Source organism: Rhodoblastus sp. (assembly GCF_052145335.1).
In the GTDB taxonomy this organism is placed as follows: Bacteria; Pseudomonadota; Alphaproteobacteria; order Rhizobiales; family Beijerinckiaceae; genus Rhodoblastus.
The window spans coordinates 1-22,919 of record NZ_JBKQOU010000365.1; the positions used below are offsets into that span (position 1 = coordinate 1).

20 protein-coding genes and 1 pseudogene are annotated in these 22,919 nt (G+C 61.7%); 4 read left to right on the top strand and 17 right to left on the bottom strand.

Features of this window, described 5'->3' with window-relative positions; genetic code table 11:
- From ACLP2E_RS21625 to argH, 7 genes and pseudogenes are all read right to left on the bottom strand, one after another.
- A pseudogene (locus ACLP2E_RS21625) lies at positions 1–136 on the bottom strand (electron transfer flavoprotein subunit beta/FixA family protein); the annotation flags it as partial.
- 124 nt (positions 137–260) lie between these two features.
- Entirely contained in the window at positions 261–833 is a 573-nt protein-coding gene (locus tag ACLP2E_RS21630) for a cob(I)yrinic acid a,c-diamide adenosyltransferase (RefSeq protein WP_442461597.1), read from the bottom strand.
- A 23-nt stretch (positions 834–856) separates the two neighbouring features.
- Positions 857–1,045: a twin transmembrane helix small protein gene (locus ACLP2E_RS21635; protein WP_442461596.1), complete on the bottom strand. Its 189-nt coding sequence runs from the start codon at positions 1,043–1,045 to the stop codon at positions 857–859.
- 51 nt (positions 1,046–1,096) lie between these two features.
- The gene (locus ACLP2E_RS21640) at positions 1,097–3,697 is read right to left on the bottom strand and encodes a TIGR02302 family protein (RefSeq protein ID WP_442467091.1); all 2,601 of its coding nucleotides are present in this window, start codon (positions 3,695–3,697) and stop codon (positions 1,097–1,099) included.
- 48 nt (positions 3,698–3,745) lie between these two features.
- The gene (gene lysA, locus ACLP2E_RS21645; RefSeq protein ID WP_442467092.1) at positions 3,746–5,017 is read right to left on the bottom strand and encodes a diaminopimelate decarboxylase; all 1,272 of its coding nucleotides are present in this window, start codon (positions 5,015–5,017) and stop codon (positions 3,746–3,748) included.
- A gap of 8 nt (positions 5,018–5,025) precedes the next feature.
- Positions 5,026–5,286: a hypothetical protein gene (locus ACLP2E_RS21650; RefSeq protein ID WP_442461593.1), complete on the bottom strand. Its 261-nt coding sequence runs from the start codon at positions 5,284–5,286 to the stop codon at positions 5,026–5,028.
- Positions 5,287–5,367: 81 nt separating this feature from the next.
- Positions 5,368–6,762: an argininosuccinate lyase gene (argH, locus tag ACLP2E_RS21655; protein WP_442467093.1), complete on the bottom strand. Its 1,395-nt coding sequence runs from the start codon at positions 6,760–6,762 to the stop codon at positions 5,368–5,370.
- A 24-nt stretch (positions 6,763–6,786) separates the two neighbouring features.
- Between argH and tlpA the strand changes: the two genes are divergently transcribed.
- On the top strand, positions 6,787–7,485 hold the full coding sequence (gene tlpA, locus ACLP2E_RS21660) for a thiol:disulfide interchange protein TlpA (protein WP_442461591.1): 699 nt from the start codon (positions 6,787–6,789) through the stop codon (positions 7,483–7,485).
- A 4-nt stretch (positions 7,486–7,489) separates the two neighbouring features.
- Here the strand turns inward: tlpA and grxD are convergent, their stop codons facing one another.
- The 3 genes from grxD to purL form a co-directional block, all read right to left on the bottom strand.
- A complete protein-coding gene (gene grxD, locus ACLP2E_RS21665) occupies positions 7,490–7,831 on the bottom strand; it encodes a Grx4 family monothiol glutaredoxin (protein ID WP_442461598.1) in 342 nt (113 codons plus the stop codon).
- 84 nt (positions 7,832–7,915) lie between these two features.
- Complete coding sequence (locus tag ACLP2E_RS21670) at positions 7,916–8,155, bottom strand: BolA family protein (RefSeq protein WP_442461590.1); 240 nt, start codon at positions 8,153–8,155, stop codon at positions 7,916–7,918.
- 49 nt (positions 8,156–8,204) lie between these two features.
- The gene (gene purL / locus ACLP2E_RS21675) at positions 8,205–10,469 is read right to left on the bottom strand and encodes a phosphoribosylformylglycinamidine synthase subunit PurL (RefSeq protein WP_442467094.1); all 2,265 of its coding nucleotides are present in this window, start codon (positions 10,467–10,469) and stop codon (positions 8,205–8,207) included.
- Between the two features lie 279 nt (positions 10,470–10,748).
- Here purL and ACLP2E_RS21680 point away from each other — a divergent pair, with 279 nt between their 5' ends.
- Complete coding sequence (locus ACLP2E_RS21680) at positions 10,749–11,489, top strand: OmpW/AlkL family protein (protein WP_442461588.1); 741 nt, start codon at positions 10,749–10,751, stop codon at positions 11,487–11,489.
- A 131-nt stretch (positions 11,490–11,620) separates the two neighbouring features.
- On the opposite strand, the gene purQ is transcribed toward ACLP2E_RS21680, so the two are convergent.
- The 3 genes from purQ to purC are packed head-to-tail and all read right to left on the bottom strand — an operon-like array spanning position 11,621 to position 13,416.
- The gene (gene purQ, locus ACLP2E_RS21685; RefSeq protein ID WP_442461587.1) at positions 11,621–12,310 is read right to left on the bottom strand and encodes a phosphoribosylformylglycinamidine synthase subunit PurQ; all 690 of its coding nucleotides are present in this window, start codon (positions 12,308–12,310) and stop codon (positions 11,621–11,623) included.
- 37 nt (positions 12,311–12,347) lie between these two features.
- Positions 12,348–12,587 (bottom strand): phosphoribosylformylglycinamidine synthase subunit PurS, encoded by a 240-nt coding sequence (purS, locus tag ACLP2E_RS21690; RefSeq protein ID WP_442461586.1) that lies wholly within the window; start codon positions 12,585–12,587, stop codon positions 12,348–12,350.
- A 34-nt stretch (positions 12,588–12,621) separates the two neighbouring features.
- Positions 12,622–13,416 (bottom strand): phosphoribosylaminoimidazolesuccinocarboxamide synthase, encoded by a 795-nt coding sequence (purC, locus tag ACLP2E_RS21695; RefSeq protein ID WP_442461585.1) that lies wholly within the window; start codon positions 13,414–13,416, stop codon positions 12,622–12,624.
- 303 nt (positions 13,417–13,719) lie between these two features.
- On the opposite strand from purC, the gene ACLP2E_RS21700 reads away from it, so the two are divergent.
- Positions 13,720–14,040 (top strand): DUF1476 domain-containing protein, encoded by a 321-nt coding sequence (locus tag ACLP2E_RS21700; RefSeq protein ID WP_442461584.1) that lies wholly within the window; start codon positions 13,720–13,722, stop codon positions 14,038–14,040.
- Positions 14,041–14,103: 63 nt separating this feature from the next.
- Complete coding sequence (locus ACLP2E_RS21705) at positions 14,104–15,093, top strand: tyrosine recombinase XerC (protein ID WP_442467095.1); 990 nt, start codon at positions 14,104–14,106, stop codon at positions 15,091–15,093.
- A 4-nt stretch (positions 15,094–15,097) separates the two neighbouring features.
- Here ACLP2E_RS21705 and ACLP2E_RS21710 read toward each other — a convergent pair whose 3' ends face one another.
- The 4 genes from ACLP2E_RS21710 to ACLP2E_RS21725 all read right to left on the bottom strand — a co-directional run bounded on the left by ACLP2E_RS21710 (position 15,098) and on the right by ACLP2E_RS21725 (position 22,748).
- A complete protein-coding gene (locus ACLP2E_RS21710) occupies positions 15,098–16,888 on the bottom strand; it encodes a chloride channel protein (protein ID WP_442467096.1) in 1,791 nt (596 codons plus the stop codon).
- A gap of 101 nt (positions 16,889–16,989) precedes the next feature.
- A complete protein-coding gene (gene lpdA, locus ACLP2E_RS21715; protein ID WP_442461581.1) occupies positions 16,990–18,387 on the bottom strand; it encodes a dihydrolipoyl dehydrogenase in 1,398 nt (465 codons plus the stop codon).
- A gap of 59 nt (positions 18,388–18,446) precedes the next feature.
- Entirely contained in the window at positions 18,447–19,652 is a 1,206-nt protein-coding gene (gene odhB, locus ACLP2E_RS21720) for a 2-oxoglutarate dehydrogenase complex dihydrolipoyllysine-residue succinyltransferase (RefSeq protein ID WP_442467097.1), read from the bottom strand.
- A 78-nt stretch (positions 19,653–19,730) separates the two neighbouring features.
- Positions 19,731–22,748 carry a 2-oxoglutarate dehydrogenase E1 component gene (locus ACLP2E_RS21725; RefSeq protein ID WP_442462483.1) on the bottom strand — a complete coding sequence of 1,006 codons (3,018 nt, stop codon included), beginning with the start codon at positions 22,746–22,748 and terminating at the stop codon, positions 19,731–19,733.
- Positions 22,749–22,919: the final 171 nt, after the last annotated feature.

Sequence of the window (22,919 nt, forward strand, 5' to 3'; positions counted from 1 at the left end):
CCTCCTCGACGGCGATTTCGTCGAACGGGTTCATCGACATCTTGACATTGGCCAGTTCGACGCCCGATCCGTCCGTCTTCACCCGGATCTTGACGTTGTAATCAACCACCCGCTTCACGGGCACAAGAATCTTCATCGACTTCGACCTCCATTGGGAGCGCAATAGTGTAACGATCTGGTAATTGGGGCTGACAGGCGAGTCAACGCTGCCTTGGTTTAGGAAAAACAGCCTGAAACATGCGGCAGATTGCCACAAAACCTCAGCGATTCTGGCCGGGGCTCCACAAGATATCAGCGGCGCCGTCTTCATTGGCGATGCGCGCGGCGACGAACAGGAAATCCGACAAGCGGTTGATATATTGCATCGCGGGCGCGCCAATGATCTCGTCCTCCGCCAAGGCGACCATGCGCCTTTCGGCGCGCCGGCATATGGCGCGAGCGAGATGGAGGGCGGCGGCGGCGGGCGCGCCTCCTGGCAGGACGAAGGAGCGAAGGGGCGTCAGGCGAGCATTGAGCGCGTCGATTTCCTGTTCTAGCCGCGTCGGCTGGGAGGCCACGACGCGCAAGGGCTCGTAACCGAGTGGCTTGTCCGACTCTGGCGTGGCGAGATCGGCGCCGAGGTCGAACAGGTCATTCTGGATGCGCGCCAGCATGGCGTCGAGTTCCGGCAGGGCGGCGGTGGACAGGCGCGCGAGGCCGATGGCGGAATTGGTTTCGTCGACGTCGCCATAAGCTTCGACGCGCGGGTCGCATTTAGCGCGTCTTTCGCCATCCGCGAGGCCGGTCGAGCCGTCGTCGCCTGTTCTGGTATAGATCTTGTTCAGCTTGACCATGGCGCCAACTCACCCGATTTCGATCATTTTCGCATCAAGAGCGCGCCGATGATTGCGAGGATCGCCGCCAATTGCAGGCCAACCCGCCAGCGCATGAGCTTTTGCGACAGATTGGGGCTGCCGCCCCGCAACATGTTGGCCAAACCCATTGCAAGCGCAATCGTCACCGCGAGCAAGGCCGCGCCGACAAGATAATCGAAAAAATGGCTCATGATCGGCTCGTCCGGTTGCGGGCGCTGTTCTGCAGGAATCGCGGGGGCGAATCAATCGGGCTTGATCAGGCGTTCAAGATAATCGAGTTCCTCGCGCGCCCTGCTGGGGTCGGAAAGCCGGCGACGCAGTTCTTCCAGCACCTTGCGCGCTTTCTGAGCCGTGGTGGCGTCGATATTGTTTGCCCGATTGGCCTGGCCGAACGGGCCCTCGCCGTTCCGCCCGCGCATTCCACGACCCTTGCCGGTCTGCCCTTCTTCTTCGCCTTCGCCGCCTTCGCCCTGTTGCGCCTGTTTGGCCAACTCGCTCGCGCCTTTGCGCAACCCGTCCAAAGCGCGCCCCTGCGCCTCCAGGGCGGCGGAATCATCGCCTTGACGCAAGGATTGTTCCGCCTGCCTCATGGCTTCTTCGGCCTCGGTCAGGCCCTCGGGCGCCGATGCGTCGGAACTCTCCGAGCGACGCTGCAGAGAATTCAGCTTTTCACGCAAGCGTCCCTGGCGAAGGTCAAGGGGGTCCCGATTCGCCGCATCGGACTGACCCTGCTCCGATTCGCCGGCATCGCTCTCCGCCTGTTGGTCGCCGGAGCCCGCTGCGTCTCCGCTCCTGCCCTGGCTGCCCTTGTCGGCTCTGCGCCGCTTATCTTTGGAGAGCTCCTGGCCGCGCCCCTGGCGACGCTGCTGAGGTTGCGCTTGCGACGACTCCTCTTCGGGCTCTGTAGGTTCGGCCCGCTCATGTGCGTAAGTGTCGTCACGCAATTTTTGCTGTTCGCGCATCATCCTGTCTATGTCGCGCATCTTGCGTCGTTTGTCTGCGGCTTTGCCGCCTTCGCCGGATTTTTGCGCCTGCCGCAGATTTTCCAGCATGTCTTGCATCCGGTCGAGCATATCCATGGCGGCGTCCTTGTCGCCGTCCTTCGCCGCTTGGGCCATTTGCTCAAGCATGGATTTGAGGTCCTTGGCGCTGACCGAACGGCCGTCGCCGCTGTCCGCCTCGCCGGGGCGGGCGCGATTTGCCGCCTTTTTTTCCATTTCGGCGAGGAATCCGTCCAGTGCCTTCTGCAATTGCTGGGTCAGGCGGGCGATTTCTTCCGGCGGCGCGCGCCTGTTCAGAGCCTCGCGCAAAGCTTTCTCGGCCGCGCGCAAATCGCGCTCGGCCTGCGGGGCGTCGCCATCTTCGACGCGCAGGGCCATTTCCCAAAGAAAATCGGCGACAGCGACTAGATCGGCGTCGGTGCGGGCGCGTCGAAGCGCGGAATGGGCGTAGCGCAGGCCGAGATAGACGCTGAGCTTTGGCGTGAAAAGCTCGGGCGCGACCATCAAGGCGTCGATAGCCGATAAAGCCTGGTCTCTTTGACCGGAATCGAGGGCGAGAAGCCTTCTCTGTTCCGCGAGGGCGAGGGCCAATGGATTGGTCAGGTTCTTTTTCGGGAGGACGAATCCGCGCAAAATCGCCTGTCCTTCATTACCGCCTTCGTCATGCACGATCAGGGTGAGGTCGACCGAGGCGCCGGCGTAAGGACTGTCGGACCAGTCGATGGTGCTTCGGGCTTCGCCCAGTCCACCGGGCGCGGCGGGCAGTTCGAGCGGCCCGCTCGGCGGGGCGAACAGGGCGTGACCCCCTGGTAAGTCGGCGGTCGGTCTGGCGCTTACTTGCGCGTCGCGTGCGCCGTAATCGTCGTCGATGCGATAGGCAAGGACGAAGGAGCCGCGCAGATTGGTTTGAGGCGCCTCCAGCGGCGTGATGGTCGGCGGGGCGTCTGGCAAGCTGTGCAGCGAAAACTTGGCGATTTCGGAACTACTGCGGAAAAGGCTTAAGCCTCCATCGCCGCGCAGAATAAAACGGCGCTCTTTCCGCGTTGCATCGTCCGCGCCGGTAATCGCCGGCTCGACCCCCCCTTGGGTCGTGACGCGGAGATCGGGCCCATCTGTTGCGCGCACGACGATGGAAGAGCCGACGGGCGCCGTAACGGGCACGCTTTTATCGGCAAAAGGCAGGACGATCGGTGGCTTGCCGGTATAGGCGGGCGGATCGATCCAGACATCTATGCGCGACGGCGCCTCGGTCGTGAGGCGCCAGCGCCAGTCGAAGGCGGCGGCGAGCCTGGCGTATTTTTCCGGCCCTGCCACGAAAGCGCAGGCGCAAAGGGCGAGCACCGCCAGGGCGCCCAGAGCGTAACGATCCAGAGCCCAGAGACGCGGGGCCGGCCAGATCGGCCGCAGGCGGGCAGAAATTTTTTCGGAGCGCCGCAAATGCAGGCGCCACAGCCTCTGCGTTTGTGGATCGCCGTCATTGGCGAGAGCGTCGGCGAGAGCGGCCGCCGGCGCATCGGGGTCGTCGCCGTCAAGCGCCGCGCGCGCCTCCTTTGCGCTGGGGAAGGAAAACCGGCGCAGCCGCATCAAAGTGGTGGCGAACAGGCCGATAAAAACCGCTATTCCCGCCGTGCGCGCATAAGCAGGAGCGCCGAGCCACAAGCCGGTCCAGCTCAAAGCGACAAAAAATCCGGTTATGATGGCGACGGGCGCGAGCGCGACGGCTAGACGCTCGATCAGCAGCGCCGCCCGGGCAAAAAAGGCCAGTCGGCGAAGACGTGGTTGCGCGGCCCCGGCGAAAAAGGCCCTCAGTCCGGACAAAAATCCCGATAGTTCCTTCGTCACCTTTGGCGCCTCGTTATCCGATACTCAATCTCGCGCCACAAAGAAGGTTCATGTCAACCACGGCGGAATTTTGTCCAGACCGATCAGGTTCTCATAATCTCCGCGCGGACGAATGGTCGCATGCCTGTCGCCATCAACCAGAACTTCCGGCACGAGCAGGCGCGAATTATAGGTTCCGGCCTGCACAGCGCCATAGGCGCCGGCCGACATGATCGCCAATAGATCGCCTGGCTGCGGTTCCGCCATTTCCCTGCCCAAGGCCAGATAATCGCCAGTCTCGCACACCGGCCCCACGAGATCGGCCTTGATGACGGCCGTCCCCTCGTCCGGCGCGACGACAGGAAAAATATCATGATGGGCTTCGTAAAGCGTCGGCCGCACGAGGTCATTCATCGCCGCATCGACAATAACAAAATTTTTCGCCGCGCCTCGTTTGATATACAGCACCCGCGTGACCAACACGCCGGCATTGCCGACGATCAGCCGCCCCGGTTCGAAAACAAGGCGTGCGCCCAACGGCTTGAGGTGGCGGCGGACCACTTCCGCGTAGAGTTCGGGCCGATAGCTGTCGGGGTTTTCGCGCTCGGAATATGGAATACCGAGGCCGCCGCCGAGGTCGAGATGGGCGATCGCGTGGCCGTCAGCGCGCAATTGACAGACGAAATCGGCGAGAATGGCGAAAGCATTGTCGAAAGGCGCGAGATCGGTGATCTGCGAGCCGATATGCATGTCGACGCCGGCGATTCTGATGCCGGGCAGAGTCGCAGCCCGAGCATAGACCGAGCGGGCGATGGAAATAGGAACGCCGAATTTGTTTTCCGATTTGCCGGTCGAGATTTTCGCATGGGTTTTCGCGTCCACGTCGGGGTTTACGCGCAGGGCTACGTCAGCCCTTTGTCCCCGCGAAGAAGCGATTTGGGAAATGCGCTCCAATTCCGGTTCCGATTCGACATTGAAGCAGAAAATGCCGTGGTTCAGGGCCAGAGCGATTTCCCGCTCGGTCTTGCCCACGCCGGAAAAGGTGATCTTTCCTCCTGGAACGCCGACGGCGATGGCGCGGCGCAATTCGCCTTCCGACACCACGTCCATGCCGGCGCCCAGTCGAGCCAACACGGTCAGAACGGCCTGATTCGAATTGGCTTTCATGGCGTAGCAAACCATGGCGTCGAGATCGCTCAGAGCCTGCGAAAAGACAGTGAAATGGCGCCGGATCGTCGCCGCGCTATAGCAATAGAACGGCGTCCCTACCTCTAGCGCCAGCTCCGGCAAAGGAACGCCTTCGGCATGAAGCACGCCGCTGTCATAATGGAAGTGATGCATGCCGAACCCTAAAGCAGGAAATCGAAAGGCGTGGGGCCTTTTGGCGCGCCGACCTTCAGCGAATTGTCGTCGAGCCCATGCGGCAGTGGGGCTCGCGAGTTCGCGGTCGTATGGGCCTGTTCCGGCGTATCGGGCGCTGCTTCCGATTTTTTTTCGATAGCGGGATCGAGGGGGATCGGCGGCCCGCGCCGGCCGCAGCCGTCGAGCAGTAGCGCCCCCGACAAGGCGGCGGCGAACAATGCTGTCTTGAGGATGGAATGGCAGGTCAAGAAGCCCGGTCTCCCGAAATACGAACCGAATTGCGCGGACTATAGCCGAAGGCTGTGCCGATGACGAAATAAGTTTCCCGATCAGCGGGGCTTTCCGCCGGAAAGTCGTTGCGCCCAGGTTTGCGCCTGAAGGCGCACATTGTCGGGAGCCGTGCCGCCATAGCTCATGCGGCTGCGCACCGACTTTTCGACGCCGAGAATGTCGAAGACATCTTGATTGATCGCGGCCTCGACCGATTGCATCTGCGCCAAAGTCAATTGTTCCAGTTCCAGCCCCGCTTCAGCGGCCAGCGCGACGATTCGTCCGGTGACATGATGCGCCTGGCGGAATGGCAGGCCGAGCGCCCGCACCAGCCAATCGGCGAGATCGGTGGCGGTGGAATAGCCCGAACCGGCCGCCGCCTTCATCCGCTCAACACGCGGCGCCATGTCGCGGACCATTCCCGCCATGGCGGCGATGCACAGCGACAGCGAACTGAGCGAATCGAAACAGCCTTCCTTATCTTCCTGCATATCCTTGGAATAAGCGAGCGGCAGGCCCTTCATCACGACCAGCAGACCGGCGAGATCGCCGATGATCCGGCCTGATTTGCCGCGCACCAGTTCCGCCGCGTCGGGATTGCGCTTTTGCGGCATGATCGAGGAGCCGGTGGTGAATTTGTCGGACAAGGCTACGAAGCCGAACTGCGACGTTGTCCAGAGTACGACTTCCTCGGCGAAGCGCGAAAGATGGGTGGCGGCAATGGCGGCGGCGGCCAGGGTTTCGAGCACGAAATCGCGGTCCGATACACTGTCCAATGAATTGGCGGTCGGACGGTCGAAGCCGAGCGCCTTCGCCGTGGCGGCGCGGTCGATGGGAAAGGACGTGCCGGCCAAAGCCGCCGCGCCAAGCGGGCACTCATTCAGACGAACGCGCGCGTCGTGAAAGCGGCCGCGATCGCGACTGAACATTTCCACATAGGCGAGGAGGTGGTGGCCGAACGTCACCGGCTGCGCCGATTGCAGATGGGTGAAGCCCGGCATCACGGCATCGGCGAATTTCTCCGCCTTTTCCGCCAATGCCTTTTGCAAATCGGCCAATTGGCCGTCGATCTCGTCGATAGTGTCTCGCACCCAGAGCTTGAAGTCCAGCGCGACCTGATCGTTGCGCGAGCGGGCGGTGTGCAGCCGTCCGGCCGCAGGACCGATCAGTTCGGCGAGACGCGATTCGATATTCATGTGAATGTCTTCAAGGGCGCGCGAGAAGGCGAATTTTCCGCTCTCGATTTCGCGCGCGACCTCGTCTAAACCTTGCGTGATGGCTTCGGCGTCGGCCGGCAACACGATTCCGGTTTGCGCCAGCATGGCGACATGCGCCTTCGAGCCGGCGATATCCTGGCCCCAAAGGCGATAATCGAAACCAATGGAGGCGTTGATCTCCTCCATGATCGCATCTGGGCCGCTGGCGAAGCGGCCGCCCCACATTTGATTGCTCATGACCGCTCCATAGCGAGGCCAAAAATGAATGACGAGCCCGATTCGCCGCCGACCGCCAGCCCCGCGCAGATGCGCGCTATTGCTCGGCGGCTGGTCCTGCCTCCCGTCCTTCTCGCAGCCGTCGGCGTCGCGGCGGCTTTGTGGTTCGTCCTATACGGGATGAACGGGGGCGGGAGCAAGGAAGCTGCCTTGGCAGACGCGGGAGAATGCGCCGCCTCCGCCGCGATCGCGCCCAAGCTTGCAGGCTTGGCGACGGGCGACATCGCCGCATTGGCGATCGAAGCGCAGCCAAAGCCGATGCCGGCGCTGAACTTTTCGCAGGACGGAAAGCCCGTCGATCTCGCCTCGTTCAAGGGCCGGACCGTATTGCTGAATCTCTGGGCGACCTGGTGCGTCCCGTGCCGCGAGGAAATGCCGGCCCTGGATCGTCTGCAGGGTGCGAAGGGCGGAGAAGGTTTTTCGGTCGTCGCGGTCAACATCGACACGGCGCGACTGGAGCGGCCTAAAACCTTCCTGCAGGAAACCGGGGTGAAAAACCTGACTTTTTATGCCGATTCGTCGGCAAAAGCCTTTCAGACCCTGCAACAGAGCGGCAAGCTAGTCGGATTGCCGACGAGTTTTCTCATAGGGCGCGACGGCTGCGAAATCGGCGTGCTGGCCGGTCCGGCCAAATGGGATGGCGCCGACGCCCTGGCCTTGGTCAAGGCGGCGACCCAGGATTGATAGCTCAGCTTTGTTGCGCATCCTTGACCGGCACGCCGGCGGATTTGAGCAGGCCTACCAGCTCGCCCGACTGAAACATTTCGCGGACGATGTCGCACCCGCCGACAAATTCGCCCTTGACGTAAAGCTGGGGAACGGTCGGCCAATTGGCGTATTGCTTGACGCCTTCGCGGATTTCTGGATCTTCGAGCACGTTCACGCTTTTGTAGGGCGTCTCCAGAAAACCCAGGATTTTCACGACTTGGCCGGAAAAGCCGCATTGCGGAAAATTCGGCGTGCCCTTCATGAACAGGAGGACGTCATTGGCGGCGACATCCTGTTTGATGCGGTCGATGGCGTTGGAAATCTGCGTATCCGACATGGCTTGTTCCTTTCGAACGGAGGTCAAGGCTCCGCGACGGATTATAGGTAAGCCGTGGGGCGTCCCGGTTCAAGCCGTTTCGGGCGGCGCTGTTTCGAGCGCGAGAGCATGCAAGACCCCTCCGACCTGGCCGCCGAGTGCGGCATAGACCATCTGATGTTGCTGAATCCTGCTCTTCCCGCGAAAAGCCTCGGAAATCACCTGGGCGCGGTAATGGTCGCCGTCGCCGGCGAGATCGGTGATAAAAACTTCCGCATCAGGCAAGGCGGTCTTGATCATTCGTTCGATTTCGCTGGCTGCCATCGGCATTGGGCATTCCTTCAGGGTCGGGAGGGCTGGCCCTCGATTATAATTACGCTTACGCGGTCTTGCCGCCGCCGGCCATGTAGGACGGCATCCAGTTTTCATGCGCGTCAAGCAATTCCCGCACCAGCAAAGGTTCGCTGGCGCCGAGCCGCAAAGCCTCGCCGCCGGTTTCGCCGATGATCGCAACGGCGACGCCCGCCCCGCGGGCCTTGGCGCAAACTTCTTCCGCCGAATCCGGCCGCACGGTGAGAAGATAGCGGCCCTGATCCTCGCCGAACCAGATCGCCGGCTCTTCGGCGCCGGGCGCCTCGACCGTGGCGCCGATTTCGCCCGCCATCGCCATTTCGGCCAAAGCGATGGCGAGACCGCCGTCAGACAAGTCATGCGCGGCGGTGACAAGGCTTTTCGAGATCAGATTGCGGACGAAATCGCCATTGGCCTTTTCGCGCGCCAGATCGACCGGCGGCGGCGCGCCTTCCTCACGGCCAAGAATTTCGCGCAGATAGATCGACTGGCCGAGCCAACCCTCGGTTTCGCCGACGAGGAGAATTTTTTCGCCCGCCGCGCGAAAAGCCAGGCCGACGCATTTCGTCACGTCGTCGACCAGGCCAACGCCGCCGATCGACGGGGTTGGCAAGATGCCTTTGCCTTGCGTTTCGTTATAGAGGGAGACATTCCCGGAAACGATCGGGAAGTCTAACACGCGACAGGCTTCGCCAATTCCTTCAAGGCAGCCGACGAACTGGCCCATGATTTCCGGTTTTTCCGGATTGCCGAAATTGAGATTGTCGGTCAGCGCCAGCGGCCGGCCGCCGACAGCATTGATGTTGCGCCACGCTTCCGCCACCGCCTGTTTGCCGCCCTCGACGGGATCGGCAAAGCAATAGCGCGGCGTGACGTCCGTGGTCAGCGCGAGGCCTTTCGGCCCGTCCTCGATGCGCACGACCGCCGCATCGCCTCCGGGGCCGACAACGCTGTTCCCGAGGATGAGATGGTCATATTGCTCCCAGATCCAGCGTTTTGAGGCGAGATCGGGACAGGCGACGAGTTTCTTCAGCGCGGCGTCGATGGAAAGCGGCGCCGGAAGCGTCGCCGAATCGAGTTTTTCCGGCTTGGGCGTCGGGACATGGGGGCGGTCGTAAAGCGGGGCTTCGTCTCCCAGTTCCTTGATCGGCAGATCGGCCTTGATCTTACCCTGGTGCTTGACGACGAAACGCAAAGTGTCTGTGGTCTTGCCGATCACCGCGAAATCCAGGCCCCATTTGCGGAAAATGGCCTCGGCCTCTTCTTCCTTGTCAGGGTCGAGGACCATCAGCATGCGCTCCTGGCTCTCCGACAGCATCATTTCATAGGCGCTCATGCCCGGCTCGCGGCAGGGAACCTTGTCGAGGTCGAGTTCGACGCCGAGATTGCCCTTGGCGCCCATTTCGACGGCCGACGAGGTCAACCCGGCCGCGCCCATGTCCTGAATGGCGACGACGCAGCCCCTGGCCATGATTTCGAGGCAGGCTTCGAGCAGAAGCTTTTCCGAAAAGGGATCTCCGACCTGGACCGTGGGGCGCTTCTCGTCGCTGTCCGCATCGAATTCCGCCGAGGCCATGGTGGCGCCGTGGATGCCGTCGCGACCGGTCTTGGAGCCAAGATAGACGATCGGCCGGCCAACGCCCGTTGCGGCGGCGTAGAAAATTTCGTCCTTGCGCACCAAGCCTACCGCCATGGCGTTGACGAGAATGTTGCCGTCATAGCTCGAATGGAAGGCGGTCGAGCCGCCAACCGTGGGCACGCCAAAACTGTTGCCGTAGCCGCCAATGCCGGCGACGACGCCCGAGACCAGATGGCGGGTGCGCGGATGATCGACCGAGCCGAAACGCAATAGATTCAGGCAGGCGACAGGTCGCGCCCCCATGGTGAACACGTCGCGCAAAATGCCGCCCACTCCGGTCGTCGCGCCCTGATAGGGCTCGATATAGGAAGGATGGTTATGGCTCTCCATTTTGAACGCGCAGGCGAGACCGTCGCCGATGTCGATGATGCCGGCGTTTTCCCCCGGTCCCTGAATGACCCATGGCGCCTTGGTCGGCAGTTTCTTCAGATGCAGCCGCGACGACTTGTACGAGCAGTGCTCGTTCCACATGGCGGAGAAAATGCCGAGTTCGGTGAAGCTCGGCGCGCGCTCGATCAATGCGACAAGGCGCTGGTATTCATCCGGCTTGAGTCCATGCAGGGCGACAAGTTCTGGCGTGATCGCCGGTTCGTCGTGGAGCGTCTGAGCGGTCAAGGAATCCGGCCTTATAAAGGGCGCAAGAGATGCGCGCATGGCTCTTTCGATTAGAATGTCGCGCCCGGATTGGCAAGAACGCGTGTAAAAAGGCCGCAATCAATCGGCTTTGATGGTCGTCGCCGGGCTTGCCCGGACCGACCCTGGCCGAAACTGTGATAATTTAATCACTCCACGCCAGAGCTTGCTGTCAAGCGGTTTACGCTTGATCCAAATCAAATCATATTTAACGAGTCGGCGGCAAGTTGGCGGCCGAGCCAAAGACGTCGCCCGCGGCGCTCCTCGGCGCCTTGCTTCTCAAAAATTGGAAATATTGTCATGAAAAAGCTTGTTTGCGGCGCTTTCGCTGCCGCTCTCCTCGGCACGCTCGCCGCTCCGGCTTTCGCTGCCGATCTGCCGACGACCAAAGCTCCGGTCTATGCGCCGATCGACGATAGCTTCGATCCCTTCCTGGTCCGCGTTCGCGCCCTCGGCGTTCTGCCGAACGGCAGCGGTTCGACGCTGTTCAGCAGCACGATCTATGGCAGCAAGCTTACGAACAATGTGGTTCCGGAAGCCGACCTGACCTATTTCATCACCAAGCACTGGGCCGTTGAAGTCATCGCCGGCATGTCGCACCACACCCTCGAGGGCTCCCTGACGCCTTTCGGCAATCGCATCAACATCGCCAACACCACGCTTCTGCCGCCGACTGCGACCTTGCAGTACCACTTCGCGCTGGGCCAGTGGGACCCCTATCTCGGCGTCGGCGCCAATTATACCTGGTTCCTCAAAACCACTTCGCCGCTGACCCGCTCGCTGGGCGTCGGCGACGCCGTCAACCTTCATCCTGCCGCGGGTCTCGCGCTGCAGGTCGGCACGGACTATTATCTGACCAAGCACTGGGTCCTGAACGCCGACGCCAAATATATCTTCCTGAACACCAACGGCAATGTTGGCGTGCCCGGCGGTCTGGATGCGGTACATGTGAATGTTAACCCCTGGCTCGTCAGCGTCGGCGTCGGCTATCGCTTCGGCGTTGGCGACCTGTTCCCCGCCGCGGTCGTGGCCAAGTACTGATTTTTCGCTCTCGCGAGATTCAATCGAAAGCCCGGTCGCGAGACCGGGCTTTTTTCATTTTTCACTGCCGAAACAAAAAAGCCTCCGCGCAAGGCGGAGGCTATGGTTTCAGGAATTCCTCGAATCCGCTTTCAGGCGGCGCTGCGCGCAAGAGCGTCGAAGAGCCCGCGTCCGTCTATGCCGCCGACCAATGGGTCGATCAGGTTTTCCGGATGCGGCATCATGCCGAGCACATTGAATTTCTCGGAATAAATCCCGGCTATGTCGTTGGTCGAGCCGTTGGGATTGGCTGCGCCGCCGACTTGGCCTTGGGCGTCGCAATAACGGAAGGCGACAAGGCCCTCGCCTTCAAGTCGCTGAATGGTTTCCTCGTGCGCCTCGTAATTGCCTTCGCCATGGGCGATGGCGACATCGATCGCCTGGTGAAGCGCGTAAGCCCGCGTAAAAGCGGTGTCGTTGCGTTCGACGCGCAGGTGCTGGCGCTTGCAGATGAAGCGCAGATCGCGGTTGCGCATGAGAACGCCCGGCAACAGCCCGCTTTCGCACAGGATCTGGAAACCGTTGCAAATGCCGAGCACCAGTCCGCCACGCAAGGCGTGGCGTCGGACGGCATCCATGATATGGGCGCGTCCGGCGATGGCGCCACAACGCAGATAATCGCCATAGCTGAAGCCGCCAGGGAGGACGACGAGATCGGTTCCCGCCGGGAGGTCGTGATCGGCATGCCAGACGATGGTGGTGTCGGCGCCGGCCTGGCGCAGGGCGCGAGCGGCGTCCCCCTCGCGGTTGGAGCCGGGAAAAAGCACGATGGCCGCCTTCATGGCGCTCTCCAAAATTAGGCGGGACCGGAGCGGCCGATCACAGGATTTCGACGCGATAATCTTCGATGACCGTATTGGCCAGCAATTTATCGCCGGCGGCCGCCAGGGTCTCCCTGGCCGCCTCGGGGTCCGATCCTTCGACTTCGATATCGAAAACCTTGCCCTGCCGCACCGAGGCGATCCCGTTGACGCCAAGCGAATGCAGGGCGCCCTCGATCGCCTTGCCCTGCGGATCGAGCACGCCGGTCTTCAAGGTGACGGTGACGCGGGCTTTCATTTCAGGAACCATCCTCTTCAGCGGTTTTTTGAAATCACTGCACCAGCTTGGGGCCGCCGGTATGCGGTTTCTCGTTTTCCTGCATGATGCCGAGGCGGCGGGCGACTTCGGTATAAGCTTCGACGAGGCCGCCGAGATCGCGGCGGAACCGGTCCTTGTCCAGCTTGTCATTGGACTTGATGTCCCACAGGCGGCAGGAATCCGGCGAGATTTCGTCTGCGACGACAATGCGCATCATGTCGCCTTCCCAAAGCCGACCGCATTCCATCTTGAAATCGACCAGACGGATGCCGACGCCAAGGAACAGGCCGGTGAGGAAATCATTGACGCGGATCGCCAGCGCCATGATGTCGTCGATTTCCTGCGGGGTTGCCCAGCCGAAAGCGGTGATATGCTCTTCCGAAACCATCGGATCGTTGAGCGCATCGTTCTTGTAATAGAATTCGATGATCGAGCGGGGCAGCTGCGAGCCTTCCTCGATGCCGAGGCGCATAGAAAGCGAGCCGGCGGCGACATTGCGCACCACCACTTCGAGCGGGATGATTTCGACTTCGCGAATCAATTGCTCGCGCATATTGAGTCGACGGATGAAATGAGTCGGCACGCCGATATCGTTCAGATTCTGGAAAATATATTCCGAAATCCGGTTGTTCAGCACGCCCTTGCCGTCGATCACTTCGTGCTTCTTGGCGTTGAAGGCGGTGGCGTCGTCCTTGAAATGCTGGATCAATGTGCCAGGCTCCGGACCCTCGTAGAGGACCTTGGCCTTGCCTTCGTAGATGCGACGGCGGCGGTTCATGTGAATCAACCGATCTTTGAGAAAATCCATGGATGCCGCGGCTCCTCCGGCCTCCTGCGACGTTTGCGTCCTTACAAGTCGCAATTGGCGACAATGGCTCTCGGCGGAATCGTCGCGCGGAATCGAAACCATCAGGCCGCGTTTCCTAAGGTTCCTATCCCGTTCGGCGTCTTTGCACAAGCCGTTTGCACGAATCAACCAGGTTCGCGCCGCCTATTCGCCGAAAGACCCATCATCGCGTCGCGGCACAGGCGAGAGCCGTGCTAGTCATAGCCGCGTTGAGATTATATATAACGGAAGATCAAAAATCCTGAGACAGGAAGGGGATTGCCTATGTCCACGTTCGACAAGCGCGAAGTAGCCTTTGAAAACAGATTCGCGCATGACGAGGAGATACTGTTCAAGGCCCTCGCCCGCGCCAAATACATGCTCGGGATCTGGGCCGCCGAACAGCTCCACAAGTCCGTCGAGGCGGCGGCGAATTACGCACAGGCCCTGGTCGCCAACGATATCGCGTCCCCTGCCGCCAATTGCGCATTGGCCGAAATTCACAAGGATTTCATGGCCGCTGGCGTCGCCCAGTCCGAACATCAGATCGCGCGCCATTACGAGGAATTCCGCGTTTTGGCGCTGCAGCAACTGACACGGGCGTGAAGTCGGCGCTGCGGTCTTTCCACAGGCAAGGGATTATTGACAGTCGGCGAATAGATTGCCGACATGAATGGAAAAAGTGAAAATTCAACGCTCGGTTCGGGCGCCCTCTCTTTTCCGTGCGCCGACGCGCAACTTGCGCAGTCGGCGCTTTTTTGGCTGCGGCGTCTCGCGGGAGAGCGTCGTGTTTCGCCTCTGACTCTCGACGCCTACGCGCGCGACTTGCGACAATTTCTCGTCTTTTTGGCGGAGCGGCTTGACGCGCCGGTCGGCCTTTCGGCCTTGAGCGAATTGAGGCCGTGCGATTTGCGCGCCTTCATGGCGCGCCGACGCGAACAGGGCGTTGGATCGCGCTCACTGTTGCGCCAATTGGCCGGGTTGCGCTCTTTCGCTCGCTATCTCGGTCACGAGGAGCTTGCGACCATCGGGGTTTTCGACAAGGTCCGCACGCCGAAAAATCCCCGGGTTTTGCCCAAAGCCTTGCCGGCGGTGAAGGCGCGCGAGTTGGCCTCGGGCGAATCGGATGAAGGCGAGACGCGCCCGCCTTGGATTGCCGCCCGCGACAGGGCGGTTCTCGCGCTATTATACGGCGCGGGCCTGCGCATTTCCGAAGCTTTGTCGATCCGCCGCGCGCAGGCGCCGGTTGGGGCTGTCGATTCCCTGCGGATTATCGGCAAGGGGGGGAAGACGCGCGCGGTTCCGGTGATCATCCCCGCGCGGAAAATGGTGGAAACCTATCTTGAGCTTTGTCCTTTTGCGCTCCCGGCGGATGGGCCTTTGTTCGTCGGCGCGCGTCGCGGTCCTCTATCGCCGCGAATTATCCAGTTGACGGTGGAACGATTGCGCGGAGCGCTTGGCCTGCCCGATTCGGCGACGCCTCACGCTTTGCGCCATTCTTTCGCCACCCATCTTCTGGGGCGCGGAGGAGATTTGCGCTCGATCCAGGAATTACTAGGCCACGCCAGCCTGTCAACGACGCAAATCTATACGTCGATCGATAAGGCGCGGCTTTTTGAAGCTTATCTCGCCTCCCATCCGCGGGCAACAAGCAGATGAAGACTCACATGCCGAGGGCGCTGCGCGCGGCGGCGTCGGCTTTTTCGGCATAGCGGCGGGCGAGATAGGGCTCCGACAAAATTCCGATGGGGGCTTCGCTCAGGGGATCGACGACGGCGAGTTGGTCCGATTGCGACTTATCGAAAATCGCCATGGCTACTTTTGCGTTCATAGCAGCGTGGAGCGCGCTATCGGAGAACCGGGCCAGTTCGCCGGCCTTTCCGCCGCCGTTCTGCGCGTGGACATGGGCCTCGGCAAGATTGACCAGCCCGGCGTAACGTCCGGCTTCGTCGGTGACGACAATGGCTCGGGCCGAGCCCAGCGGATAGAGGGCGCATAACTCACGTAGTTCGATGCTCGCGTCGACAGTCGGTGGGTCGGGCTGCATCAGGCGGCCGACGGTAAGATCGGAGATCCAGCCGATATCATTTGCGCTGCGAATGTTTTCGCCGCGCAAATGCAGGCGCCACGTGGAGAAGGAATAGCCGAAGGCTCTGCGCGCCATCAGGCTGGCGGCGACGGACGCCGCCAGAACGCCGGCGGTGACTGAAAAATCCGCGGTGTTTTCCAGCACGAGAAAGGACATGGTCAAGGGGCCGCCGACGATGACGACGCCCAGCGTCGCCATGCCCGCGAGAACGCAGATAGTCGGATCGGGAACGGCGGCGGGAAGCACTGCGAACAGCACCATCGCATAAATCTTGCCGAGCAGCGCGCCCATGAACAGCGAGGCGAAAAACAGACCGCCGCGAAAACCGCTGGCGAGCGAAACCATGCAAGCGACCATTTTGAGGCTGAGAAAGGCAGCCAAGGCCATGAGCGAAAAATTGGTCGCAATAACCAAGGCTAGCGCGCCATGGCCGGCGCCCAGGACCTGCGGCGTGACGACTGCCAGGGCGGCGACAAAAAAGCCGCCAATCACTGGCCGCGCCCATACGGGAAGCTTCGTCGCCTCTAGCGCCTTTTCGGAAAGTCCGGCGGCGCGCATGGCCGCTATGCCGAGCGCGGCGGCGCAAGCCGCGAGGCCGAACAGAGCGGGATAGCCTCCGAGGGTCAGCGGCTCGATCGGCGGAGTCGAAATCTGATAGGGCGCGCCGGCGAGAATATGAGTGGTCAGTACGCCGACGATTGACGCCGCGAAGATCGGGCCGGCGCCGGCGATGGAGTAGGCGCCGAGGATGATTTCGAAGGCGTAAAAGGCGCCCGTCAGTGGCGCGCCGAACGAGCCGCCGATGGCCGCCGCCGCGCCCGCCCCTACGAGCAAGCGCAAATCAGATCGGCGGACCCCGAGTTTCTGGCCGAAGTACGAACCAAGACCCGATCCGATCTGGGCATAGCCGGCCTCCAGCCCTACCGAGGCGCCGCAGGAATTCGAAATCAGGGTTTGCATCGCGACGACAAAGGAATCGCGCAGCGACATGCGGCCGCCGCGCAATGCATTGGCCTCGATCGGATCGACCGGACCCGGAATTTCGCGCTTGCGCCGCCAACTTTCCATCAGGCCGAGACTAAGGCCGCCGAGCGAAAGAGCGCCGAAAGCGGCCCAGGGCGAAACGCGGTCGGCGGCGCTCAGACGCACATCGAAAGGCAAATCGAAGATCAGCTTATGCATGAAGATGGCGGTCTGGGTCATGGCGGTGACGCAAAGCGCGGCGACGAGACCGACCAAAGCTGCGGCGGCGACCAAAGCCAATTCGCTGGAACGTGTGAGGGCGCGCAATCCGCGAATATATCGCGCCGAAGCCGAGCCCTGCGGCGGCGTCGATGGCTTGGCGGCGGAAGCCGGCGAAACCATGATTTCTCCCGTAAACCTGTGCGGAAAGGGACGTGGGTCGAAAAAGGCAAAGCCCGGAAAACCCGAGCTTTGCATAAACTAACGAAGGTCGACCGGGACGATCACATATGGATGGCGCGCTTTTCCACTGCCATGGCGGCTTCCTTCACCGCTTCCGACATGGTCGGATGGGCGTGGCAGGTGCGGGCGAGATCTTCCGATGAGCCGCCGAACTCCATCAGCACGGCGGCTTCATGGATCATTTCGCCGGCGCCGAAGCCGAGAATGTGAACGCCCAGCACGCGGTCGGTCGCCGCATCGGCCAAAACCTTCACAAAACCATCGGTATGGCGCATGGCGCGGGCGCGGCCGTTGGCGGTGAAGGGGAACTTACCGCTTTTGTAAGCGATTCCCTGGGCCTTGAGGTCTTCCTCGGAAGCGCCCACTGAGGCGATTTCCGGATAGGTGTAAACCACGCCAGGAATCACATCGTAATTCACATGGCCATGCTGGCCGGAAAGAAGCTCCGCCACTGCCACGCCTTCGTCCTCGGCCTTGTGGGCCAGCATCGGTCCGCGAACCGCGTCGCCAATAGCGTAGACGCCCGGCACATTGGAAGAGAACTTGTGGTCGATAACGATCTGGCCGCGATCCATGGCCACGCCAAGAGCCTCCAGGCCGAGGCCCTCGCTATAGGGACGGCGGCCAATAGCGACCAGCACGATGTCGGCGTCGAGCGTCTTTGCTTCGCCGCCGGCGGCTGGCTCGACCGTCACCTTGGCGAGATTCTTGGCCGTTTCGATCTTGGTCACTTTCGAGCCGAGCTGGAATTTCACGCCCTGCTTTTCCAACAGCCGCTGGAACTGCTTGACGGTGTCGAAATCCATGCCAGGCAAGATGCGGTCGAGATATTCCACGACCGTCACTTCGGCGCCTAGACGCCGCCAGACGGAGCCGAGTTCGAGACCGATCACGCCGGCGCCAACCACGATCATCTTCGCTGGAACTTTCGCGAGCTCAAGGGCGCCGGTCGAGGAGACGACGATTTTTTCGTCGATGGTCACGCCGGGCAAAGGCGTCACTTCGGAGCCCGTGGCTATCACGATATTCTTGGTTTCAAGAACCTGCTTCGAGCCGTCTTCAGCGGTCACTTCCACCTTTCCGGCGGCGGGAATGGAACCGGCCCCAAAAAAGGCGTCGACCTTGTTCTTTTTCAGCAGGAAGGCGACGCCCTGCACATTGGCGCCGACGGTCTCGTCCTTATGCTTCATCATGGCGGCGAGATCGAGTTTCGGCTTGGCGACGACGACGCCGAGCGCGCCCACGCCATGCGAGACTTCTTCAAAAACTTCGGAAGCGTGCAGCAGCGCCTTGGAGGGAATGCAGCCGATGTTGAGGCAGGTGCCGCCAAAAGTCTTGCGTTTTTCGACAATGGCGGTTTTCAGGCCAAGCTGGGCGGCGCGAATGGCGCAGACGTAGCCGCCCGGGCCGGCGCCGATGACAACGAGATCGTAGGACATAACATTCTCCGCGGAAAACGAACCATGCCCGGACAGGCCGGGCATGGAGCGGGATCAGATCAAAGATCGAGGACGAGACGCGCCGGATCTTCCAGCGCTTCCTTTACGCGCACGAGAAAGGTGACGGCCTCCTTGCCGTCGACGATGCGGTGATCGTAGGAAAGGGCGAGATACATCATCGGGCGGATTTCGATCTTGCCGCCAATGACCACAGGGCGCTCCTGGATCTTGTGCATGCCGAGAATGCCCGATTGCGGGGCATTGAGGATCGGCGTGGACATCAGCGAGCCATAGACGCCGCCATTCGAGATGGTGAAGGTGCCACCCTGCATTTCGTCGATCTTGAGCTGACCCTCGCGAGCGCGTTTGCCGAAATCGGCGATGGTCTTTTCGATGCCGGCAATGGTCAGTTTTTCCGCATCGCGGATCACCGGAACGACCAGGCCCTTTTCGGTGCCGACCGCGACGCCGACGTGGCAGAAGTTCTTGTAAATGATGTCCGTGCCGTCGATCTCGGCGTTGACCGCCGGAATTTCCTTCAGCGCATGGGTGCAGGCCTTCACGAAAAAGCCCATGAAGCCGAGCTTGACGCCGTGCTTCTTCTCGAACAGGTCCTTGTACTGAGCGCGCAGGCTCATCAACGGCGCCATATCGACCTCGTTGAAGGTCGTCAGCATGGCGGCGGTCGCCTGCGCCTCTTTCAGGCGGCGGGCGATGGTCTGGCGCAGCTTGGTCATTTTCACGCGCTCTTCACGCGCTGAATCGTTGGCGCTGGAGGGCGCGCGAACGACGACCGGAGCCGGAGCGGCGGCGGGGGGAGCGGCGGCGAAGGCGAGGACGTCGCCTTTCAACACCTGGCCGCGCTTGCCGGAGCCCGCGACGTCGATGACGTTAATGCCGCGGTCGGCAGCGTTTTTGGCGGCGGCGGGCGAAGGCGGAGCGCCGGCGCCGGCAGGCGCGCCGGCCACGACCGCTGCGGCGGCGGCAGGCGGGGCGGGCGCCGCGACTGCGGGAGCGGCGACAGCGCCGCCTGCGGAGATCTGGCCGAGCAGAGCGCCGGGTTCGACGGTGTCGCCGTCCTTGGCTACGATTTCCGCCAATACGCCAGCTGCCGGCGCGTTGACTTCGAGCGTCACCTTATCGGTTTCGAGCTCAACCAAGGGCTCGTCGGCTTTGACAACGTCGCCGGGCTTCTTGAACCAGCGGCCGATGGTCGCTTCGGAGACGGATTCGCCGAGGGTAGGAACGCGGATTTCAGTAGCCATGGGGATCAATTCCGCCGCTGACGCGGCTCAAGAGAGGAGAAAGGACTCCGGCGCGCCGGAGTCCGGAGGGGTCGAATTTCAGCTGGCGAAAGCATCGTCGAGGAAAGCCTGAAGCTGGGCGAGATGGCGCGGCGCCGTGCCTGCCGCCGTCGCCGCCGAAGCCGGACGCCCGACATAACGCGCGCGTTTGCTCTTGCCGCCGACCTGGGCGAGCACCCATTCGAGATAGGGCTCGACGAAGCTCCAGGCCCCCATGTTCTTCGGCTCCTCCTGGCACCACACCACTTCGGCCTTTTTGAAGCGCAACAGGCGATTGACCAGAGCCTTGAGCGGCAGCGGGTAGAGCTGTTCGACGCGCAGGAGATAGACGTCGTCGACGCCGCGCTTCTCGCGGTCTTCGTATAGGTCGTAATAGACCTTGCCGGTGCACAGGATGACGCGGCGGATCTTGTCGTCCTTGACCAGCTTGATCGCCTCATTGGCCTCGGTCTCGGCGTGATCCGAGAGCAGCCGACGGAAGTGGCCGTCGCCCGACAATTCTTCGATCGTTGACACCACGCGCTTGTGGCGCAGCAGCGATTTCGGGGTCATCAGGATCAAGGGCTTACGGATGTCGCGCTTGAGTTGCCGCCGCAGGATGTGGAAGTAATTCGCCGGTGTCGAGCAATTGGCGACTTGCATATTGTCTTCGGCGCACATTTGCAGAAAACGTTCGAGCCGCGCCGAGGAATGTTCCGGGCCCTGGCCTTCATAGCCGTGCGGCAGCAGGCAGACGAGGCCGGACATGCGCAGCCATTTGCGCTCGCCCGACGAGATGAACTGGTCGAACAACACCTGCGCGCCATTGGCGAAATCGCCGAACTGCCCTTCCCAGAGGGTAAGAGCGTTGGGCTCGGCCAGCGAATAGCCATATTCGAAGCCCAGCACCGCCTCTTCCGAGAGCATCGAATTGATGACCTCGTAATGACCCTGGCCGTCGCGGATATGATTCAGGGGCACATAGCGGCTTTCATTTTCCTGATCGATCACCACCGAATGGCGCTGTGAGAAAGTGCCGCGTTCGCAATCCTGGCCCGACAGACGAACCCGGTAGCCCTCATCGACTAGCGAGGCGAATGCCAGAGCTTCGGCGGTCGCCCAGTCGATGCCAACGCCGGTTTCGATCGCCTTGCGGCGATTGTCCATGAACCGCTGGATCGTCTTGTGGACGTGGAAGCCTTCTGGAACCGTGCACAGCTTTTCGCCATATTCAAGCAGCTTGACCTTGTCGACGGCGGTTTTGCCGCGCCGCGCTTCTTCCTGCTCGGCGCTGGGCGCCGACTTGAGGGTAGCCCACTGGCCTTCGAGCCAGTCGGCCTTGTTGGGTTTGTAAGAAGGACCGGCTTCAAATTCGGCGTCGAGGCGGATCCGCCAGTCGGCTTTCATCTTGTCGACTTCGCCCTGTGTAACGATTTGCTCGACGATCAGCTTTTCCGAATAGATGTCGAGCGTCGACTTATGCGCGCGTATCTTCTTGTACATCAACGGCTGGGTGAAGGACGGCTCGTCGCCCTCGTTATGGCCGAAGCGGCGATAGCACCACATGTCGATGACCACCGGCTTCTGGAATTTCTGGCGGAATTCCGTCGCCACCTTGGCGCAAAAGACTACCGCTTCCGGATCGTCGCCATTGCAGTGGAGAATAGGCGCCTCAACCGTCTTGGCGACATCTGAAGGATAGGGCGAGGAGCGCGAATAGCGCGGATAGGTAGTGAAGCCGATCTGGTTGTTGATAATGAAATGGATCGAGCCGCCGGTGCGATGGCCCTTGAGGCCCGACAGGCCGAAACATTCCGCCACCACGCCCTGTCCGGCGAAAGCGGCATCGCCGTGAATCAATAGCGGCATCACCGAGCGGCGGTCATCCGGTGCGCGGTCGGTAACCTGGTCCAGCTTGGCGCGCACTTTGCCGAGCACCACCGGATCTACGATTTCCAGATGCGATGGATTGGCCGTCAGCGACAGGTGGACCTTGTTTTGGTCGAATTCGCGGTCGGACGAGGCGCCGAGGTGATATTTGACGTCGCCGGAGCCTTCCACTGTCTCGGGCAGGAAGGAGCCACCCTTGAATTCATTGAACAAGGCGCGATGCGGCTTTCCCATCACCTGGCAGAGCACATTTAGGCGTCCCCGATGGGCCATGCCCAGCACGATTTCCCGGGCGCCGAGGGCGCCGCCACGCTTGATGATCTGCTCAAGTGCGGGGATCATCGCTTCGCCGCCGTCGAGGCCGAAGCGCTTGGTGCCGGTATAGCGCACGTCAAGAAACTTCTCGAAGCCTTCCGACTCGACCAGTTTCTGCAGGATGGCGCGCTTGCCCTCCTTAGTGAAGGTGATTTCTTTGTGCGGACCTTCGATGCGTTCCTGAATCCAGGCCTTTTCCGCTGGATCGGAAATATGCATGAACTCCCAGCCGATGGTGTCGCAATAGGTGCGACGCAGGATCGCCAGCATCTCCTTGATGGTAGCGTAATCCATGCCGAGCACATGATCGATGAAAATTTTGCGGTCGTAATCGGCTTCGGTGAAGCCGTAGCTCGACGGATGCAGCTCTTCGTGATCCTTTTGCGGATCGAGACCGAGCGGATCGAGGTTGGCGTGCAGATGGCCTCGCATGCGATAGGCGCGAATCATCATAATGGCGCGCACCGAATCCTGGGTGGCGCGATGCAATTCGGCGGCGGAAATTTCGCCCTTGCCGTCTTTGCCGGCGGCTTTGCCCTTGATCTTGTCAGCCAGCGCCTTTTCATTGATCGGCCACTGGCCGTCGAGCGCCGAAACCAGTTCGCCCTGCTGAACGATCGGCCAGTTGGCGCGTTTCCATGAGGCGCCCTTGGCGTTGGCGTCGATCGAGGCGCCGTCATCGTTCAGGGCGGCGAAAAATTCTTGCCACTCGGGATCGACCCCGACCGGATTGGCCTTGTAGACGGCCTGGAGCTGTTCGATGTAGGCGGCGTTGCCGCCGAACAGGAAAGACGAATCCGCGAAAGCGGCGTTGGTCGGCGAACGGCCCGATCCGCCGCCGCCATTGCTTCCATTGCTGTCTTGACGCGCCATTGCTTTTTCCTCTCGCCCCGCGGCCGCTTTTATCGCGCCGCCTGCGGGTTACGGCGGCTTTCCGCCAATCTTTCGCCCCCCGCCGGTCTTCAGCCGCCATATGGGCTTCCTAGCGGCCCCTATGACGGGGCTTACTATTTTGCGCGCCCTTTTGGGCGAATTGCGGCGGCG

Bases quoted from the DNA above. Each gene is read 5' to 3' on its own strand.
- odhB (WP_442467097.1), bottom strand. From the start codon at position 19,652: ATGGCTACTGAAATCCGCGTTCCTACCCTCGGCGAATCCGTCTCCGAA.
- ACLP2E_RS21670 (WP_442461590.1), bottom strand. From the start codon at position 8,155: ATGCCGATGGCAGCCAGCGAAATCGAACGAATGATCAAGACCGCCTTG.
- ACLP2E_RS21710 (WP_442467096.1), bottom strand. From the start codon at position 16,888: ATGGTTTCGCCGGCTTCCGCCGCCAAGCCATCGACGCCGCCGCAGGGC.
- ACLP2E_RS21705 (WP_442467095.1), top strand. From the start codon at position 14,104: ATGAATGGAAAAAGTGAAAATTCAACGCTCGGTTCGGGCGCCCTCTCT.
- argH (WP_442467093.1), bottom strand. From the start codon at position 6,762: ATGAGCAATCAAATGTGGGGCGGCCGCTTCGCCAGCGGCCCAGATGCG.
- lpdA (WP_442461581.1), bottom strand. From the start codon at position 18,387: ATGTCCTACGATCTCGTTGTCATCGGCGCCGGCCCGGGCGGCTACGTC.
- ACLP2E_RS21725 (WP_442462483.1), bottom strand. From the start codon at position 22,748: ATGGCGCGTCAAGACAGCAATGGAAGCAATGGCGGCGGCGGATCGGGC.
- purL (WP_442467094.1), bottom strand. From the start codon at position 10,469: ATGCGCGCATCTCTTGCGCCCTTTATAAGGCCGGATTCCTTGACCGCT.
- lysA (WP_442467092.1), bottom strand. From the start codon at position 5,017: ATGCATCACTTCCATTATGACAGCGGCGTGCTTCATGCCGAAGGCGTT.
- purS (WP_442461586.1), bottom strand. From the start codon at position 12,587: ATGAAAGCCCGCGTCACCGTCACCTTGAAGACCGGCGTGCTCGATCCG.
- ACLP2E_RS21635 (WP_442461596.1), bottom strand. From the start codon at position 1,045: ATGAGCCATTTTTTCGATTATCTTGTCGGCGCGGCCTTGCTCGCGGTG.
- tlpA (WP_442461591.1), top strand. From the start codon at position 6,787: ATGAATGACGAGCCCGATTCGCCGCCGACCGCCAGCCCCGCGCAGATG.
- purQ (WP_442461587.1), bottom strand. From the start codon at position 12,310: ATGAAGGCGGCCATCGTGCTTTTTCCCGGCTCCAACCGCGAGGGGGAC.
- ACLP2E_RS21630 (WP_442461597.1), bottom strand. From the start codon at position 833: ATGGTCAAGCTGAACAAGATCTATACCAGAACAGGCGACGACGGCTCG.
- purC (WP_442461585.1), bottom strand. From the start codon at position 13,416: ATGGATTTTCTCAAAGATCGGTTGATTCACATGAACCGCCGCCGTCGC.
- ACLP2E_RS21680 (WP_442461588.1), top strand. From the start codon at position 10,749: ATGAAAAAGCTTGTTTGCGGCGCTTTCGCTGCCGCTCTCCTCGGCACG.
- ACLP2E_RS21700 (WP_442461584.1), top strand. From the start codon at position 13,720: ATGTCCACGTTCGACAAGCGCGAAGTAGCCTTTGAAAACAGATTCGCG.